This is a genomic window from Porphyrobacter sp. GA68, assembly GCF_022605525.1.
In the GTDB taxonomy this organism is placed as follows: domain Bacteria; phylum Pseudomonadota; class Alphaproteobacteria; order Sphingomonadales; family Sphingomonadaceae; genus Qipengyuania_B.
In genome coordinates, this window is the sequence record NZ_JAKQYJ010000001.1 from 1,349,241 (window position 1) to 1,366,038 (window position 16,798).

Below are 16,798 nucleotides of genomic sequence, written 5' to 3' on the forward strand. Positions count from 1 at the left end.
GATGAAGAAAGCGCCCTATGCCAGCGATCCCGAGGCCAGCCGCGGGCGCGAGTTCCGCGAGAACCGGCAAGGATCGCGGGGCCCCCGTTCAGAGTTCCAGCGTGATCGCGACAGGATTATTCACTCGATCGCCTTTCGCAGGCTGCGCAGCAAGACGCAGGTGTTCATTGCGCCCGACGGCGATCATTATCGTACCCGCCTGACGCATACCCTGGAAGTGGCCCAGATCGGCCGCGTGATTGCCCGCGCACTGGGTCTGGATGAGGATCTGACAGAGGCGCTGTGCCTGGGTCACGATCTGGGTCACCCGCCGTTCGGCCATGCCGGAGAACTGGCGCTGGCGGCCGCGATGGAGCCGTTCGGCGGCTTTGACCACAATGCCCACACCATCCGCACGGTGACCCGGCTGGAACGACCGTATATCGGGCACGACGGGCTGAACCTGTGCTGGGAAACGGTTGACGGGCTGGCCAAACACAACGGACCGGTTGCGGAGCCGAACTGGGCTTTGGCTGAAATCGACGCAGCCTTCCCCTTGGAACTGGACGCTTACCCTTCTTTGGAGGCGCAGGTGGCGGCGGTTGCGGACGACATTGCCTATGACAATCACGACATCGACGACGGGCTGCGGGCTGGCAAGCTGGATGCGGACCGGCTGTTGTCGCTCGACTTCGTTGCTGACCTCTTTCGCGAGCTGGAGCGGCGTCACCCGCTCGCGTCGAGAGCCAAACTGCTGCGCGAACTCGTCCGCACCCAGATAGGCCAGATGGTCAATGATGTTATCGAGCATACCAGCGCGCAGGCGGCGGGCCTGGGCTCCGTGGCTGAAGTGCGCAGTGCCGGGCGGGCGCTGGGGGGGTTCTCGCCTGAGTGGCGGGAACGTGAGCGGCGGTTGAAGACCTTCATGTATCAGGAACTGTACCACCACCCGGACCAGGCGCAGACAGCGCAGCGGGCGGGTGAAGTGGTCGCGCGCTTGTTTGCCGCCTACAGCGACGATCACCGGATGCTGCCGACAGAATGGCGGGATGTGTTGCCGGTGGCGGAACCGGAACGTTCGCGCTGCATCGCGGACTTCATCGCCGGCATGACCGATCGCTATGCCATTGATCGCTACGCCCAGATCACCGGCGAACGGCCGCGTGGGCTGACGAATGTCTGATCTGGCCAGAGTTGTGCTTGTCGGGGCCACCGGACTGGTCGGCAGAGCGATCGTTGCCGAAGCGGCACGCCGTAACCACGGGAACCTGCACATCCTTGTCCGGCGCCGGCCCGAATGGCTGGCCGCAGCGCCGGTGCCCGTGTTTGTGGAGGATCCCTCCCGCTGGGACCGGGTAATGGAAGACATTCGGCCCGATGTGGTTATCTGCACCCTTGGAACGACTTGGCGCAAGGCGGGGCGTGACGAACAGGCGTTCAGGGCGGTCGATCACCAGCTGGTCGTGGCAACAGCCAAGGCTGCCCAGCAGCATGGAGCGACCGGGATGGTGGTCGTAAGCGCGGTCGGCGCGAAGCCGGCAAGTCGTTCTTTCTACCTGCGCGTGAAGGGAGAGATGGAGCGCGACCTGGCGACGCTGGGCTTTGCCCGCCTTGACATTCTGCGGCCGGGACTATTGCACGGTACGCGGCAGGCGGATTTCAGGTTGATGGAGCGTGTTGCAGCCATCCTTAGCCCGGTTACCGATCGAGTCCTGCTCGGCGGTGCGCGCCGCTATCGCTCCATCTCGGCACGCACGGTGGCACAGGCGGCCCTGACACTGTCGCAAGCCACCGAAGAGGGCGTTCGGGTATTCCACAATTATGAGATGCGTCGCTTAGTGGGGTCGATCGCGGCATGACCTGGCCGCTCGTTTTCAACCTCGCCAATGGCGTGGCGATAGTGATGTGGCTGATCCTGATCTTCCTGCCCCGACGCGAGATAGTGCTGACCCTGGTGCTGTATGCCGGCATTGGCCTGTTGTGCCTTGCGTACACGGCAGGAGTTGCCGGCGTGCTGTCAGGCGTGTGGGGCGGCGAGGCTTCAGGGGCGGACTTCACCACGATCGCCGGGGTGCGGGCGATCTTTTCGACCGATGGTGGAGTGACGATCGGCTGGATTCACTACCTAGCGTTTGACCTGTTCGCCGGGCTGTGGATCGCGCGCGACGCCGACACCAAGGGGTGGGGCCGGGCGGCTCAGGCGCCTGTGCTGCTGCTGACCTTTGTTGCCGGGCCTGCGGGGCTGCTGGCGTGGCTGGTCCTGCGCGGCAGGTTCTCCTTGGGCGGCGAGAACGGTCATCGGATCAGGACCGCATCGTGAAGCGTCACGCACCCGCGACGGTTCGCAATCGCGCTGCTATAGCGCAAGTGCTTGCCAGCGAACTGCCGCCGGCCGGCCTGGTGCTGGAAGTGGCCAGCGGCACGGGCGAGCATGTCGTTCATTTCGCGCGCCTGTTCCCCGACCTGATGTGGCAGCCCAGCGATGCCGATGATGCCGCCCTGCAATCCATTACCGCCTGGCGGGCCGAGGCCAGTGCCGCGAACGTACTGCCACCGGTGCATCTGGATGCTGCCGCACAAGACTGGCCGTTTGAAGATGCCGACGCAATCGTGTGCATCAATATGCTGCACATCAGTGTGGCGTCCGCCTCTGCAGGACTGTTCCGGCATGCGGCGCGCATCCTTGCACCGGGTGCCCCGCTCTTGATCTATGGCCCCTTCATTCAGCCCGGCATCGCCACGGCGCCTTCGAACGTGGCATTCGACGCGGAATTGCGTGCGCGTAACCCGGAATGGGGCCTGCGCAGTACGCAGGACGTGAACCGGCTGGCTGCGGAATCAGGATTTAGCGCCGCCGTTTGCCACACGATGCCAGCCAACAACCTCATGCTCGTTTTTCGCCGAGCCTCAGTTTGAAAACGCCCGCCAGCCAGGCGGGCGCTCTCCTGATATGATCAGGCAAAGCGGCCGGGCTTATTCAGACCAAACCACCCTGCCAAAAGATCATCAGGCTCAGATTTCGTTTTCAACCGTATTGGCGGCGGACTGGAGATCCTCGCCCGCACCACGCACGGTGTTGCAGGCCGCCAGCACCAGAGTAGCCGCGGCAAGCCCGGCGGCCATCATCGTTTTCTTGATCATCGCACTCTTCCCTTCTGTGTTCTCGAGCTTGGGATAGCCGGAGAACGAGAGGCGAAGAGGAGGGTTCCTAGCCAGCGTGCTGGCGACCGGGCCGCCATGCGGAAGCGTCAGAGGCAAGCTTCCAGAAAAGCCTGTTCAAAGCCGTACTGCCGCGCCTTTTCCAGGGTATAGGGGCGCAGCCCGCTTGAGCGGTATTCGCCCAGGATCTTGCCCTCGGGCGTCTCGTCCAGATATTCGAACTTGAACAGCTCCTGCGTGACGATGACGTCGCCTTCCATCCCGATCACCTCGGTGATGTTGGTGGTGCGCCGCGACCCGTCGCGCAGACGCTTCACCTGCACGATGAGGTCGACCGATTCTGCAATCTGGCGGCTGATCGCTTCCTTGGGGATCTTGATGTCGCCCATCAGGATCATGTTTTCCATACGGCCGAGGCATTCGCGCGGGCTGTTGGCGTGGAGCGTACACATCGACCCATCGTGACCGGTATTCATCGCGGCAAGCAGGTCGAAGCACTCAGCGCCGCGAATTTCGCCCAGTATTATCCGGTCGGGTCGCATACGCAGGGCGTTCTTCACAAGATCGCCGATGGTGATCGCGCCTTGCCCTTCAAGGTTGGGCGGCCGGGTTTCAAGGGGCAGCCAGTGCGGCTGTTGCAGGCGAAGTTCGGCCGCGTCCTCGATGGTCAGCACGCGCTCACCCGGATCGATCATCTTGGACAGCGCGTTCAGCATGGTGGTCTTGCCCGACCCTGTGCCGCCTGAAATCACGATGTTGAAACGGCACGCACCGGCGATCTTCAGCGCGGTCGCCATCTTGTCGCTCATGGAATCAAAGCCCTTGAGCATGTCGATGGTGATCGGTTTCTCGGAGAACTTACGAATTGAAATGGCTGTTCCGCGCAGGGAGAGCGGCGGCACGATCACGTTGACGCGGCTGCCGTCCTTGAGGCGCGCGTCAGCCAAGGGGGTGGTCTGGTCGACCCGGCGACCGACCTGATTGACGATCCGCTGCGCGATCTGGAACAGGTGCTGCTCGTCCCGGAACTGGATGGGTGCCAGCTGCAGCTTGCCCTTCTTCTCGATATAGGTCTGTTCCGGGCCGTTCACCATGATGTCCGAGATGTCCGGATCGTTGAGCAGCTCTTCGAGGGGGCCAAAGCCCAGCAACTCGTCGACCAGCACCTTTTCCAGCGCAAACTGTTCGCGCCGGTTCAGCGTGATCTTCAGTTCCGCCAGCACTTCAAGGATGATGGGGCGGAACTCTTCGGACAACTCGTCCTTGGACAGGGTTGCCGCGGCTTCCGGGTCCACCCGCTCAAGCAGGCGGGGAAGCACTTGCTCCTTGATCTTGTGAACCGACGCTTCGAACCCGGTCGCTTCCTGTCTGCCGGCGCTGACCGCATTGGAACGTTCGGCCAGGCGCGCCATGGCTTCTTCATGGGGGCTGGCCGGCGCCGAGGGGGCTGCCGCATGCGACGGCGGCGGGGGTGCGCGGTCCTTGGCTTCCTGTTCTGGCAGAGGCGGAAACTGCGACCCGCCAGGCGTGTGGCCTTTCATGGCCCGCGCTACCCCGAAGCTGGGTCGCGCGCCGGGTGTCATGCCGCCGGGTCCGCCCTTTTTGCCGAATGCACTCATACCGATCCTCTTTGCCATGCGCGCAGGACCTGGCGGCGCTTCACCGCCGTCCCGGCTCCCGGTGCGGCTTGGTGAATAGAGGTTAATGCTTGATAATTTCCTAAGCAGATCAGACCGGCGCATAAGCGGCACAGAAGATTGCTTCGTGACGACAAGCCGCTAAACGGCGCCACAACCATTATTTGGCGGGTTATCGAAAATGTGCGGCATCATCGGAATTGTTGGGCGCGAACCAGTCGCGGCGCGCCTCGTCGAAGGTCTCAGGCGGATGGAGTACCGCGGGTACGACAGCGCCGGGGTCTGCACGATCGACCAGGGCGCGTTGATCCGCCGCCGGGCGGAGGGGAAGCTTGCCCGGCTTGAAGAAGAGCTGGAGCACAATCCGGCTCCAGGCATCATCGGCATCGCCCATACGCGCTGGGCAACCCATGGCGCGCCGACGGCCAGGAATGCGCACCCCCATGCGACGGAGCATCTGGCGCTGGTTCACAACGGCATCATCGAAAATTACAAGGAGTTGCGCGCCGAGCTGCAGGAAGAGGGACGGCAGCTCGAAAGCGAAACCGACAGCGAAGTCGTCGCCCATCTGGTCAGCCGTGAAGTCGAACAGGGTGCGGCCCCTGCTGACGCGGTGCAGGCTGTCCTGCCGCGCCTGCGCGGTGCATTTGCCATCGCCATCACCTTTCGTGATCATCCCGACCTTCTGATAGGCGCACGACGCGGCTCGCCGCTGGTCGTCGGCTTTGGCGAGGGCGAAACGTTCCTGGGTTCAGACGCGCTGGCGCTGGCCCCGCTGACCCAGCGGATCACCTATCTGGAAGAGGGTGACTGGGTCGTGATCAGCCGCAGCGAAGCGGTCATTTTTGACGAACAGAACCGGCAGGTGGACCGTCCGGTGACGCAGTCCGGCGCGTCGGCGGCGGCGATCGAGAAGGGCAACTACCGTCACTTCATGCAGAAGGAAATTTACGAGCAGCCGACTGTTGTGGCGCAGACTCTCGGCTCATACATCAGGCAGGCCGACAGCACCGTGGCCCTGCCGCAGTTCGATTTCGACCTGTCCACCATCAAGCGGGTGACGATCGTTGCCTGCGGAACATCATTCTATGCGGCGATGGTGGCCAAGTACTGGTTTGAACGGTTTGCACGCTTGCCGGTGGACCTCGATGTGGCAAGCGAGTTCCGCTATCGCGATCCCGTACTTGAGCAGGGCGGCCTGGCTCTGTTCATCTCGCAAAGCGGGGAAACGGCCGACACATTGGCGGCCCTTCGTCACTGCAAGGCGCAAGGGCAGACTATCGGGGTAGTGGTCAATGTCCCGACCAGTTCAATGGCGCGCGAGGCCGATTTGCTCCTGCCAACGCACGCCGGGCCGGAAATCGGCGTCGCTTCGACCAAGGCCTTCACCTGTCAGCTGGCCGTGCTGGCTGCCCTGGCAGCGCATCTGGCCGTCAAGCGCGGGTACATGAGCCGGGCTGAGGAGCAGGAGGTGGTCCGTCATCTGCTGGAGGCGCCTGCGGGGATCAACGCGGCCCTCGACCATGACGACGACATCGCGGCCATTGCGCCGTTGATCGCGCCGGCGCGCGACGTGTTGTATTTGGGTCGGGGACCTGACTATCCGCTCGCTCTCGAAGGCGCGCTCAAGCTGAAGGAAATCAGCTATATCCACGCCGAAGGCTACGCCAGCGGCGAGATGAAGCATGGTCCGATAGCGCTGATCGACGACAATGTGCCGGTCATTGTGCTCGCCCCGTCAGGGCCCCTGTTCGAAAAGACGGTTTCGAACATGGAGGAGGTGCGCGCACGCGGAGGCAAGATCGTTCTGATCTCCGACGCAGCGGGCCTGGCAGCTGCCGGAGAAGGGTGCCTGGCGACCATCCAGATGCCTGATGTTCACCCTCTGATCGCGCCCATCGTATATGCGGTTCCGGTGCAGCTTCTGGCCTACCACGTCGCCGTGGTGAAGGGGACAGATGTGGACCAGCCGCGCAATCTGGCGAAGTCGGTTACCGTGGAATAGCGCGTCTGCGCGCGTCGCAGTTGTGGAAATTAACCTAAAATCAACGGTCTTCGACGTGCGCGCGTGGCTCTGGTTTACTGGCTCTAAATCTTTTGCGGCTACTGCCGCCCTGTGCCACCCGCCAGTCAATCATCCAGTTCAAACGGTTCGCCGTTGCCGCTCCGGGACGTGCTTGGCCTGACCGTCGAAGCGCGGGAGCAGTGGGCGGACCTGGCCGTATTCCAAGGCACCAAAACGCGGAACTGGGCGCTGTTGCGCGGTTTCGGTCACATTGCGGCGCTGCTCGTCGCTCTGTGGCTGTTCGCTGATCGTACGCACTGGCTGTTCTTTGCGCTCGCCGGGTTGGCTCTGACAGCCAACTTGGCGGCATCGCTAAAGCTCGTGCAGGGCCAGTCCCGGTTAAGTCAGACGAACGCGATTGTCGCCGATGTGCGGCATCAGATCATGTTGTCCTGCCTTGCCGGAGTGACTTGGGCCGGAGCACTGTTCTGGTTCGGCTACAGTGCCGCACCAGCCGATTTCCTCGCTCTCTTCGCAGTCGTGCTGACGCTTACCACAGCTTCGGCCATGAACGACACGGCCCCGCCTCTGACCACCATCGGGTTCACGCTGCTGGCGATGATCGGCGCGGCTGTCGGCTTTCTCCTTCAGCGGGAGCTGCCACTCCTCCTGGCTCCGCTGGTGGTCAGCGCCGTTGTTGTGATCGGCACGATCAACAAGACCCGCGCGCTTCTTTCTGCCCGGCTGGCAAGCAGACACTTGGCCGAAACGTCGGACACCGTGTCGCTGCTGCTGCGCGAGTTTCAGGAGAACGAGGCCGACTGGCTCTGGCAGATCGACCCAATGCGCCGCCTGCGCGGCATCTCACCGCGGTTCGCCTTCGCCCTTGGCAGCACGCCGGACAAGGCGGAAGGGCAGCCCTTGATGCAGCTTATCAGCGAAGGAGCACCTGACGAACACTCGCTCAACGACGGCTTACGGGATTTGGCCAACCGCCTGAAAAGACGGGAAAGCTTTTCCAATATCGCGGTGCAGGTCACGATCGGCGGGCAGCGCCGCTGGTGGGAATTGTCAGGTACGCCGACCTATGACGACCGGCAGGTCTATACCGGGTTCCGGGGTGTGGGTTCCGACATTACCGAACGTAGGGAATCTGACGAGAAGATCGCCTATCTTGCCCGCTACGACATGCTGACGCGACTGCCGAACCGGTTGCTGCTCACGGAAACGCTGGCCAGCGCCCTGTCTTCCGCGGCGCAGTGGCGTTCCCGTTGCGCGCTCCTGATGCTGGACCTCGACCGGTTCAAGGCGGTCAATGATTCGCTCGGCCACCAGACCGGCGACAAGCTGCTGGCGCAGGTTGCCGGGCGGTTGCAGTCGATCTGCGGAGAGATGGGGGTGCCCGGCCGCCTCGGGGGCGACGAGTTCGGGATTGTCGTGACAAGCCTGGAAGACCGGTCTCAGGCGGAGAAGCTCGCCAACCTGATTATCGAACGGCTGACCGAACCTTATCTGGTGGACGGGCAAACCCTGTATGTCGGGACCAGCGTTGGCTCCGCCCTCGGTCCACGCGACGGCGCCACGGTCGAAGAGTTGATGCGCAATGCCGACCTCGCGCTGTACCAGGCAAAGGATCAGGGCGGCGGCACCTATTGCGAGTACGAACCTTCCCTGCACAAGGTTGCCGAGGAGCGGCGGAACCTGGAGGTTGCTTTGCGAACCGCGCTGGAGCGCAACGAGATGCAGGTCATTTTCCAGCCCGTGGTGGACGCCAACCGCGAGCATGTCGTCAGCTTTGAGGCGCTGCTGCGGTGGCAAAGCGGCGAGCATGGCGCGATCAGCCCGGCCAAGTTCATTCCCCTTGCTGAAGACACGCGGCAGATCATCCCCATCGGTGAATGGGTTCTGCGGCAATCATGTCTGGAAGCGATGCGTTGGCCCAGTCACATAATGGTCAATGTGAACGTGTCCCCCGCGCAGCTGCTTGAACCGGCGTTCATGCCGATGCTGCGCCAGACGCTGGCCAGCACAGGCCTGGACCCCCGTCGGCTGGAGGTCGAAGTGACCGAAAGCGTGTTCATGTCGGACCCGACCGTTGCCCGCGCCGCTCTGGAGCAGGTGATGGAACTGGGCTGCAGCATCGCATTGGACGATTTTGGCACCGGCTATTCCTCGCTCGGCTACCTGCGCACCATGCGTTTTTCGACCATCAAAGTTGACCGTCTGTTCGTGCAGGGCGCGGCGCAGGGCAATCGGGAAAGCCTCGCCATCATCCGGGCGGTCGTCGCCATGACCCAGAGCCTCGGCATGACAACAACGGCGGAAGGGGTGGAGAACGCCGACGAAGCGTTGCTTATCCGCAGCCTCGGCTGCACCAAAATCCAGGGCTATCATTTCGGGCGACCCATGGCAGCGGACAAGGCGCGGTCGCTTCTGGCGACGAAGCAGGCCGCCCTGTACGCATCCGCCCGCGCGTCGTGACCTAGCGGCCGAGGCCGTTTGTCAGGCCACAGAAAGACCGTCCAGCACGCTCTTAAACAGGAGCAGGCCGTCCTCGCCCCCATGCGCTGCATCGACCGCCCGCTCGGGATGGGGCATCATCCCCAACACGTTGCCCTCGGCGTTCAGAATGCCGGCAATGCCGCGCCGCGATCCGTTGAGGTTGCTTGCGTAGCGGAATGCCACGCGGTCAGACCCCTCAATCTCATCGAGTGTTGTCTGATCGGCGAAATAGTTGCCGTCGTGGTGCGCTACCGGAATGTGCAGGCGCTGACCTCGCGAAAGGCCGGCGGTAAAGCGCGACGACACGTTTTCCACGATCAGCTCCGCCGTGCGGCAGATGAACGTCTGCCCAGCGTTGCGCATGAGCGCGCCTGGCAGCAAACCGGCTTCGCACAGGATCTGAAACCCGTTGCACACGCCAAGCACCGGAACCCCGCGCGCGGCCGCCGCCGCCACCTGGCGCATGATCGGGCTGCGCGCCGCCATCGCTCCTGACCGCAGGTAGTCGCCATAGGAGAACCCGCCGGGCAGGGCGATGAAATCCACTCCGCGTGGCAGGTCGCTGTCGCGGTGCCACAGCCGCTCTGGCGGTTTGCCCATCACGCGTTCCAGGGCCACCGCCATGTCGCGGTCACAATTCGAGCCGGGAAAGGTGATAACTGCGGCAGTCATCAGGCTGGCGCCTTCTCGATCCGGTAGTCTTCGATGACCGTATTGGCGAGAAGTTGTCGGCACATGGTTTCCAGCGCGTCATCCGAGGTGCCGTCCGCCACATCCAGTTCGATCAGCCGCCCGATGCGCACGTCGCGGACATCCGCAAACCCAAGCCCCTCCAGCGCATGGTGAACCGCGCGCCCTTGCGGATCAAGCACGCCTGGCTTCAAGCTGACATGGACGCGAACTTGCATACCGAACCTTTCGCAAAGCAGTGGTGCAGCGCCTATAGCCAATCGGCCGATGTGCGCAAACGCCCGCGCTACAGGAGAGGCAGGGCCGCGTCCGTGCGTCGCCGATCATCGGGCGATCGCCTTGCGCGCAGAACCAGGTGCGCCGCACAAGGCCAAGGCACCGCCCGCGGAAGATGGCCACCGCGGCGCATGCAGTCACTTCTTTGGCTTGATCGCGCCCCGCCGCATGTTGCGATGATGCGACAGATCGAACACCTCCCCGGGCGCGTTGTCCTCGTTCTGCAGCACGCCAAGCCTGCGGGCGACTTCGTTGTAGGCCTCTTCCTCCCCACCCAGATCGCGGCGGAAACGGTCCTTGTCGAGCTTTTCGCCGGTTGCCATGTCCCACAGGCGGCAACCGTCCGGGCTGATCTCGTCCGCCAGGATCAGGCGGGAAAAATCGTTGTCCCAGATGCGCCCGAACTCCAGCTTGAAATCCACGAGGCGGATGCCGATTGCGGCGAACATCCCGCAAAGGAAGTCGTTGATGCGGATCGCCATGGAGGCGATGTCCTGCATCTCTTCATGGCTGGCCCAGCCGAAGCAGGCGATATGCTCTTCCGCGATCAGCGGATCGCCCAGCTTGTCGTCCTTGTAGTAATATTCGATCAGCGTGTGGGGGAGCGGCTCGCCCTCCTCCAGGCCAAGGCGTTTGGACAACGAGCCAGCCGCCACGTTGCGGACGACCACTTCGATCGGCACGATCTCCACCTGCCGGACCAGTTGTTCGCGCATGTTGAGACGGCGGATGAAATGAGTGGGGATGCCGATGTGACTGAGGCGGGTGAAGACAAACTCGCTGATGCGGTTGTTGATCACGCCCTTGCCGTTGATCGTGCCCTTTTTCTGGGCATTGAAGGCGGTGGCGTCGTCCTTGAAATACTGAATGATGGTGCCCGGCTCCGGACCTTCGTACAGGATCTTGGCCTTGCCTTCGTAGATCTGGCGGCGACGCGACATGGGCTGTTCCCTTGCGTGAAAAGCGATGCCCCGGCGGCGGAGCGGCTGGCGCTTCGCACAGGTGCCGGGGCGCCGCCGTCAATACTCCGCAACGCCTCAAAAGGCAAACATGCCGCGTAGCAGACGATGTTTGCTGCCATCGCTGCCGCGTCGGTCAGGCGGCTAGCTTCATGGCAATCCGCGCGACTTTTTCGCCAAGATAGCGGGCGCCGCCCAGTTCCGTATCGCTCGGCCGGCGCGAGCCGTCACCGCCGGCAACCGTCGTAGGGCCGTACGGTGTACCGCCGGCCACCTCGTCCACTCCAACCAGCCCCTCGTAGCCGTAATCAAGCCCCACGATGGTCATGCCCATGTGGAGAAGGTTGGTGATGATGGAAAACAACGTGGTTTCCTGACCACCATGCTGGCTGGCCGTGGAAGTGAAGGCCGCGCCGACCTTGCCGACCAGCGCGCCCGATTGCCACAGGCTGCCGGTTTGATCCCAGAATGCGCACATCTGGCTGGACATGCGGCCATAGCGCGTGGGCGTGCCCACGATAATACCGTCATAGTCCTTCATCGCTGCCGGATCGCTGATCTCCTCGTGCTTCTGCATGCCGGTAAAGCCCGCCTGCCGGACCACGGCTTCCGGGGCGGTTTCCGGAACATGGCGGATGTCGCAATCGGCGCCTGCGCCGCGCACGCCTTCGGCGATGGCATCGGCCAGCGTCGCGGTGTGGCCATAAGAAGAATAGTAGAGCACGAGAATGCGCGGCATGAAAAGCTCCTCAAAGGTGGATGGAGCGCCTTCAACGGCTCAGCGTCAGTGTGTTTCCGCACCACTGCAGGTGCAGTGGTGCCCAGGGACGGATTTGAACCGCCGACACGACGATTTTCAGTCGTCTGCTCTACCCCTGAGCTACCCGGGCATCGCTGCTGCGACGGCATCGAGAGCCGGCGAGCGATTGGTCGGAGCGCCTATGACGAGGCTGAGGCGTGATTGCAAGGCTTTTTCAGTCGTTGCCGACCAGTTCCTCGGGCGCCGCCGGACGACCCGGAACTGCATAACCGTCGGTCAGCCACCGGGCGAGGTCACGATCCTTGCAGCGGGTCGAGCAGAACGGCCGATGCGCTTCGCTGCGCGGCTCGCAGCAGACGGGACAGCGTCGAACGGGTGCCTCACTCATGCGGCACAAGCTGGGCATGACCGGGGACCAGATCAAGCGCATCGCTTTGTATTTCCAACCTCACCGGCCGACCGGTGCGGCGCGCCAGTTCTTGCAGCCATTCCTGGCGGAGCGCCGCCGCAATCGGCCGAGAACAGGCCAGCAGAGTTGCGCCGGCCCCCTCCAGCCCCTCCGCCGTTCGCAGCAGGTGCCGCGCCGCCGCGCCTGGCCGATCGTGCGACAAGAGGCCGAGGAGCGACGGCCGCTGCGCGCGGGCGACCAACTGGATGAAGCCGAAACCGTTCATGGCGGTGCGTTCGTGCGGCCAGTCTGACAGCGCCTGCCCCAGCGCCGCATCGATCGTCTTGCGGGCCGCCTTGTCGGTAATGGTGGGGAAGTCGATGCCGATGCTGCCGCCAAGATCGAACCGGCGCAGCGCGGCGGCCAGCGGCACGATGGCGGCGCGCGAGAGGGTCAGCGGGTCGGCGTCGCCATCGATGTCGATCAGGGTCATGGCCGGTGTCACGTGCCACAGCAGCGCACCGCCCGCGAAGGATGAGTGGCCGTCCCATGCCTCCTGCCACAATTCATCCCAGCCGAGCGCGGTGGGGAACCGGCGGACCTGCCGGACCGGCTGACCGGCACCTTCCAGCTGCTCGGCAAGGCTAAGCGCATTCTTCACCGGCTTGTCCGAGGGCTGGGCGTGCGCCAGCTTCCGGCGGCCGCTTTCCGGCATGGCGGCGCGTGTGACCTCGACCCGGATGATCGCACCTTCGCTGGCAGATGGGGGCAGCCGGTCGACCAGCGCTTCTGCGCCACTGGCGAAGCGGACGGTTCCGCGCGGCACGCCCGTATGACGACTGATAAGTCTGGCATCCGCCACCTGCCCCGCGGTCAGGCCGCCGGGCCAGTGCAGCCTCGCCGCTGCAATTGCGCCCCTGTGCACCAGAATGGCTCGCTCCTCGCCGATGCCATGTTCGACGAGCCACTCAGTCAATGGACAGACCGGCCGCTTTCAGCAAAGCGCGAGTTTCGAATAAAGGCAGTCCGACCACTGCGGAGTGGCTGCCCGAAATGAAGTCTATCAGCCCGGCCGCACGACCCTGGATGGCGTAACCGCCGGCTTTGCCGACGCCTTCGCCGCTGGCGCAATAGGCGGCAATTTCTTCTTGCGAGAGGCGCTTGAAACGCACGATGTTTCGGGTGCACCGCTGCCGGATGCGACCGTCGGCGGCAATCACGGCGACGGCGGACCACACGGTGTGCCGGCGCCCCGAAAGCTGCTTCAGAAAAAAGCCAACCTCCGCTGGGTCGCGCGCCTGATGCAATATCCGGCGACCCAGCGCCACGGTAGTGTCTCCGGCCAAGACCACCTCACCCTCGCCGCGCGCCACGGCCAAGGCCTTTTCAACCGCAAGGCGCGCGGCATAGTCGGCGGGCTTTTCGTCCCGGTGCGCAGTTTCGTCTATATCCGGCGAAGCAATCCTCCCCGGTGCAACGCCGATCTGCGCCAGCAGATCGCGCCGGCGCGGACTGGAGGAGGCAAGGACAAGCTGCGGCCAGCTTTGTACAACGTCCGGCATCACCCCTGCCGAACGTTATTCAGGGCCGGGGCCGCCGCGTCCGGGCATGAAGCGATAGGTGATGCGCGCCTTAGTCAGATCATAAGGTGTCAATTCGCACAGCACCTCGTCCCCCACCAGCACGCGGATGCGGTTCTTGCGCATCTTGCCAGCGGTGTGGCCAAGGACTTCGTGGCCATTTTCAAGCTCGACCCGGAACATGGCGTTGGGCAGGAGTTCCACCACCTTGCCACGCATCTCGAGGAGTTCTTCCTTGGCCATCTAAGCCTTTCTGCCGCTTCGCTGCTGGGTCATGGCCCGCGCCTTTAGCTGTGTGGATGCGGAAAGGAAAGAGCGGCAGTGCGTTAACTGCTCGCCATCTCCTGTTCAGTCGGGGGCAATCTGCGGATGCCCACCGACGGGACGCTCCAAATCAAGGTGACTTGCCCCTATGCCTCGTACTGCCCTGCTCATTTGCGCCTCCTTGTTTGCAATTCATTCGCCGGCGCTGGCGCAGCAAGCCGAGCAAGGCGGGGTTCCTGCGGCTGACCCGGACGGGGCAGGCAACGAGATCGTCGTGACCGGCACTCGCCTGCGCGGGGAAGTGATCACCTCCCAGCCACCGATCGCGGAATATGACGAGCGCGACGTTCAGGCGCTGGGCGCAGGGTCGCTGGCCGAAGTGCTGGAAGCGCTGGCACCGCAGGTAAGCTCTGGCCGGGGCAGAGGGGGTGGTCGCCCGGTCATTCTGGTCAACGGCCGCCGCATCTCCGATTTTCGTGAACTCAGCTCCTACCCTCCCGAAGCAGTCCAGAAGGTATCCATTCTGCCCGAGGAAGTGGCTCTGCAATACGGCTTCCCGGCCGATCAGCGGGTGGTGAATTTCATCCTCAAGGAGAACTTCGCCAGCCGCGAAATCGAATGGGAATTCGAACAGCCCGATCGAGGGGGATACCGCCAGACGGAACTGGAGCTGACCTACCTTCGCATCAACGGCCCCGATCGGCTGAATGTCAATGTCGAGCTTGCCGAGCGGACGGGCCTTACCAATGACGAAAGGGGCGTGGTGCTGGACGCACCGGTACTGCCCGGCGATCCGGACCCGGCCCGCTTCCGTTCCCTCGTGGCGCCAACCAGCAGCGCGGAGGCGACGGTTAACTGGTCCCGCGGCCTGGGCGTGGAAGGGGCAGGCGGCGCCATTGCGCTGAGCGGCAGCTACAACCGGACGGATGGACGCGATCTGGACGGATTGGCAACCGTGCTGCTCGTCGGGCCTGCGCCAAGGCAGGACAGCGCATTTCGCGCACTACCCTATCTGCTCGCGACCGAAACCAGCACCGACACCTATTCGCTCGGCGCGACGCTGGACAAGCCGTTGGGGGAGTGGCGGCTGAACGGAACCCTGAACGCCATCCTTACCGAGGCAGAAACGCTGGTCCGCAACGCGCCGGACTTCTCCGGCCTTCAGGCTGCCGCTCTTTCAGGCGCTGTGCCCATTAGGGGGATATTGCCCGACCTGCCACCTGTCGCACCTGATCTCGCCCAATCGCGTACGATCACGGTCGAGAACGTGGTGACGCTGTCCGGCCGCCCATTCGAATTGCCGGCCGGACGCGTTTCAGCGACGCTGGATGCGGGATACCGGTGGAACCGCATTGCGAGTGAAGATACCCGGACGAACGGCGCCGTAGAACTGACCCGCGGCAGGACGAGCGCCGGGGCGAACCTTGGTTTGCCGATCGCGGAGAGGGGCGGTTTTCTAGGCGCCGTGGGCCAGGTGGACCTGACGGTCGGGGGCGGGGTCGATCACCTGTCGGATTTCGGCACGTTGTGGAACGCTAATCTGGGCATCAACTGGCGGCCCACCGAGCGGCTATCGCTGCAGGCGACCTATACCCCGCGCGAGGCGGCGCCTAGCCTGACGCAATTGGGCGGCCCGGTGATCGTGCGCCCAAGCGTGCCGGTGTTCGACTTTGTTACCGGACAGACCGCGCTGATCGCGTTGACCACGGGAGGTAATCCGGATCTTGTCGCGGAACGGCAACGTGACCTTAAACTCGCCCTCAACTGGGAGTTGCCGGAGCTTTCTGAAAACATCCGCAACAGCTCGGTGGACGTGGAATACTTCCGCAACCGTTCGCGGGACGTCAGTGCCGCGTTCCCGTTCCTGACACCTGAAATCGAGGCGGCGTTCCCCGGTCGGGTGGTGCGCGATCCGGATGGTCTGCTTCTCGCCATCGATCAGCGACCTGTGACCTTCGCCCGGCAGGATGCAAGCCGGATACGCTTCGCCCTCAATCTGGGTGGCTCGTTCCGCAGCGACGAGGAGCAGTCTGCGCGCGGCGGGCCCGGAGCGGGCGGACCTGGAGCGGGGCGGGCCGGAGCGGGCGGACCGGCCGCGATGATCGGACGAGGCCCGCCGAGCGGCGGCCGCTGGCGCTTGACGCTGGACTACACGCGCGAGCTCGAGAGCACCGTGCTGATAAGCGCGCAGGGTCCCGAACTGGACCTGCTGAATGGTGACGCACTGGTCCCCGGCGGAGTGCCGGAGAACCGCTTCGGCGCGCGCTTCTTCGGCTTCTACAACGGGATCGGCGGGCGGCTGGCATTCAACTGGTTCAGCCCCACGGATGTTCGCGGGACCGGCGCGCCGGGCAGTGCCGACCTGCGCTTTGGCGGTCTGGCGAAACTTGACCTGCGGGTATTCACCGACCTGGGGCGGCTGTTCCCGGAAACGGCCGCGCTAAGTGGAACGAGATTGTCATTCCTGGTCGACAACGTGTTCGATGAACGGCAGCGTGTGGTGGATGGCGATGGCGTGACGCCGCCACGCTTCCAGCCGTTCCTGCTCGATCCGACCGGGCGCTATGTCGGGGTGGAGATCAGAAAGTTGTTTCTGTAA

Annotated in this window: 17 protein-coding genes and 1 tRNA gene; 7 read left to right on the forward strand and 11 right to left on the reverse strand. The window is 63.9% G+C overall.

The annotated features are described in order from the left end of the window. Nucleotide 1: 1 nt before the first annotated feature. Genes LHJ54_RS06750 through LHJ54_RS06765 form a run of 4 tightly spaced genes read left to right on the forward strand, consistent with a single transcriptional unit; the run spans nucleotide 2 to nucleotide 2,895 of the window. On the forward strand, nucleotides 2–1,162 hold the full coding sequence (locus LHJ54_RS06750; RefSeq protein ID WP_228243139.1) for a deoxyguanosinetriphosphate triphosphohydrolase: 1,161 nt from the start codon (nucleotides 2–4) through the stop codon (nucleotides 1,160–1,162). Next, a complete protein-coding gene (locus LHJ54_RS06755; protein WP_228243140.1) occupies nucleotides 1,155–1,838 on the forward strand; it encodes an NAD(P)H-binding protein in 684 nt (227 codons plus the stop codon). The genes LHJ54_RS06750 and LHJ54_RS06755 overlap by 8 nt, the downstream gene beginning before the upstream one ends. Beyond that, complete coding sequence (locus tag LHJ54_RS06760; RefSeq protein ID WP_228243141.1) at nucleotides 1,835–2,299, forward strand: ABA4-like family protein; 465 nt, start codon at nucleotides 1,835–1,837, stop codon at nucleotides 2,297–2,299. The genes LHJ54_RS06755 and LHJ54_RS06760 overlap by 4 nt, the downstream gene beginning before the upstream one ends. Next, a complete protein-coding gene (locus LHJ54_RS06765) occupies nucleotides 2,296–2,895 on the forward strand; it encodes a DUF938 domain-containing protein (protein ID WP_228243142.1) in 600 nt (199 codons plus the stop codon). Before LHJ54_RS06760 ends, LHJ54_RS06765 begins: the two co-directional genes overlap by 4 nt. Before the next feature lie 96 nt (nucleotides 2,896–2,991). On the opposite strand, the gene LHJ54_RS06770 is transcribed toward LHJ54_RS06765, so the two are convergent. Continuing rightward, nucleotides 2,992–3,120, reverse strand: coding sequence for a hypothetical protein (locus tag LHJ54_RS06770; RefSeq protein WP_277754030.1), 129 nt, complete (start codon nucleotides 3,118–3,120; stop codon nucleotides 2,992–2,994). Between the two features lie 107 nt (nucleotides 3,121–3,227). Next, nucleotides 3,228–4,757: a CpaF family protein gene (locus LHJ54_RS06775; RefSeq protein ID WP_228243143.1), complete on the reverse strand. Its 1,530-nt coding sequence runs from the start codon at nucleotides 4,755–4,757 to the stop codon at nucleotides 3,228–3,230. A gap of 199 nt (nucleotides 4,758–4,956) precedes the next feature. Here LHJ54_RS06775 and glmS point away from each other — a divergent pair, with 199 nt between their 5' ends. After that, on the forward strand, nucleotides 4,957–6,780 hold the full coding sequence (gene glmS, locus LHJ54_RS06780) for a glutamine--fructose-6-phosphate transaminase (isomerizing) (protein WP_228243144.1): 1,824 nt from the start codon (nucleotides 4,957–4,959) through the stop codon (nucleotides 6,778–6,780). 153 nt (nucleotides 6,781–6,933) lie between these two features. Then, a complete protein-coding gene (locus LHJ54_RS06785) occupies nucleotides 6,934–9,261 on the forward strand; it encodes a bifunctional diguanylate cyclase/phosphodiesterase (protein ID WP_228243145.1) in 2,328 nt (775 codons plus the stop codon). Between the two features lie 21 nt (nucleotides 9,262–9,282). On the opposite strand, the gene purQ is transcribed toward LHJ54_RS06785, so the two are convergent. The 9 genes from purQ to infA all read right to left on the reverse strand — a co-directional run bounded on the left by purQ (nucleotide 9,283) and on the right by infA (nucleotide 14,178). Continuing rightward, nucleotides 9,283–9,954 (reverse strand): phosphoribosylformylglycinamidine synthase subunit PurQ, encoded by a 672-nt coding sequence (gene purQ / locus LHJ54_RS06790; RefSeq protein WP_228243146.1) that lies wholly within the window; start codon nucleotides 9,952–9,954, stop codon nucleotides 9,283–9,285. Continuing rightward, nucleotides 9,954–10,190 carry a phosphoribosylformylglycinamidine synthase subunit PurS gene (purS, locus tag LHJ54_RS06795; protein WP_228243147.1) on the reverse strand — a complete coding sequence of 79 codons (237 nt, stop codon included), beginning with the start codon at nucleotides 10,188–10,190 and terminating at the stop codon, nucleotides 9,954–9,956. The genes purQ and purS overlap by 1 nt, the downstream gene beginning before the upstream one ends. Nucleotides 10,191–10,385: 195 nt before the next feature. Next, nucleotides 10,386–11,189: a phosphoribosylaminoimidazolesuccinocarboxamide synthase gene (gene purC / locus LHJ54_RS06800; RefSeq protein WP_228243148.1), complete on the reverse strand. Its 804-nt coding sequence runs from the start codon at nucleotides 11,187–11,189 to the stop codon at nucleotides 10,386–10,388. A 154-nt stretch (nucleotides 11,190–11,343) separates the two neighbouring features. Further along, nucleotides 11,344–11,946 carry an NAD(P)H:quinone oxidoreductase gene (gene wrbA, locus LHJ54_RS06805; RefSeq protein WP_228243149.1) on the reverse strand — a complete coding sequence of 201 codons (603 nt, stop codon included), beginning with the start codon at nucleotides 11,944–11,946 and terminating at the stop codon, nucleotides 11,344–11,346. Nucleotides 11,947–12,022: 76 nt separating this feature from the next. Further along, nucleotides 12,023–12,097: transfer RNA gene (locus LHJ54_RS06810), tRNA-Phe, on the reverse strand. Nucleotides 12,098–12,181: 84 nt separating this feature from the next. Beyond that, nucleotides 12,182–12,355, reverse strand: a complete 174-nt coding sequence (gene yacG, locus LHJ54_RS06815) for a DNA gyrase inhibitor YacG (RefSeq protein WP_228243150.1) — start codon at nucleotides 12,353–12,355, stop codon at nucleotides 12,182–12,184. Further along, on the reverse strand, nucleotides 12,348–13,331 hold the full coding sequence (locus LHJ54_RS06820) for a ribonuclease (protein ID WP_228243151.1): 984 nt from the start codon (nucleotides 13,329–13,331) through the stop codon (nucleotides 12,348–12,350). Before LHJ54_RS06820 ends, yacG begins: the two co-directional genes overlap by 8 nt. Further along, a complete protein-coding gene (locus LHJ54_RS06825) occupies nucleotides 13,324–13,917 on the reverse strand; it encodes a nucleoside triphosphate pyrophosphatase (RefSeq protein WP_228243152.1) in 594 nt (197 codons plus the stop codon). The genes LHJ54_RS06820 and LHJ54_RS06825 overlap by 8 nt, the downstream gene beginning before the upstream one ends. Before the next feature lie 15 nt (nucleotides 13,918–13,932). Further along, nucleotides 13,933–14,178, reverse strand: a complete 246-nt coding sequence (gene infA / locus LHJ54_RS06830; RefSeq protein ID WP_228243153.1) for a translation initiation factor IF-1 — start codon at nucleotides 14,176–14,178, stop codon at nucleotides 13,933–13,935. 169 nt (nucleotides 14,179–14,347) lie between these two features. Between infA and LHJ54_RS06835 the strand changes: the two genes are divergently transcribed. After that, nucleotides 14,348–16,798, forward strand: coding sequence for a TonB-dependent siderophore receptor (locus LHJ54_RS06835; RefSeq protein ID WP_228243154.1), 2,451 nt, complete (start codon nucleotides 14,348–14,350; stop codon nucleotides 16,796–16,798).

Coding starts and splice junctions, on each gene's coding strand:
- LHJ54_RS06750 (WP_228243139.1), top strand. CDS start 2: ATGAAGAAAGCGCCCTATGCCAGCGATCCCGAGGCCAGCCGCGGGCGC.
- LHJ54_RS06755 (WP_228243140.1), top strand. CDS start 1,155: ATGTCTGATCTGGCCAGAGTTGTGCTTGTCGGGGCCACCGGACTGGTC.
- LHJ54_RS06760 (WP_228243141.1), top strand. CDS start 1,835: ATGACCTGGCCGCTCGTTTTCAACCTCGCCAATGGCGTGGCGATAGTG.
- LHJ54_RS06770 (WP_277754030.1), bottom strand. CDS start 3,120: ATGATCAAGAAAACGATGATGGCCGCCGGGCTTGCCGCGGCTACTCTG.
- LHJ54_RS06775 (WP_228243143.1), bottom strand. CDS start 4,757: ATGAGTGCATTCGGCAAAAAGGGCGGACCCGGCGGCATGACACCCGGC.
- glmS (WP_228243144.1), top strand. CDS start 4,957: ATGTGCGGCATCATCGGAATTGTTGGGCGCGAACCAGTCGCGGCGCGC.
- purQ (WP_228243146.1), bottom strand. CDS start 9,954: ATGACTGCCGCAGTTATCACCTTTCCCGGCTCGAATTGTGACCGCGAC.
- purS (WP_228243147.1), bottom strand. CDS start 10,190: ATGCAAGTTCGCGTCCATGTCAGCTTGAAGCCAGGCGTGCTTGATCCG.
- purC (WP_228243148.1), bottom strand. CDS start 11,189: ATGTCGCGTCGCCGCCAGATCTACGAAGGCAAGGCCAAGATCCTGTAC.
- wrbA (WP_228243149.1), bottom strand. CDS start 11,946: ATGCCGCGCATTCTCGTGCTCTACTATTCTTCTTATGGCCACACCGCG.
- yacG (WP_228243150.1), bottom strand. CDS start 12,355: ATGAGTGAGGCACCCGTTCGACGCTGTCCCGTCTGCTGCGAGCCGCGC.
- LHJ54_RS06825 (WP_228243152.1), bottom strand. CDS start 13,917: ATGCCGGACGTTGTACAAAGCTGGCCGCAGCTTGTCCTTGCCTCCTCC.
- infA (WP_228243153.1), bottom strand. CDS start 14,178: ATGGCCAAGGAAGAACTCCTCGAGATGCGTGGCAAGGTGGTGGAACTC.
- LHJ54_RS06835 (WP_228243154.1), top strand. CDS start 14,348: ATGCCTCGTACTGCCCTGCTCATTTGCGCCTCCTTGTTTGCAATTCAT.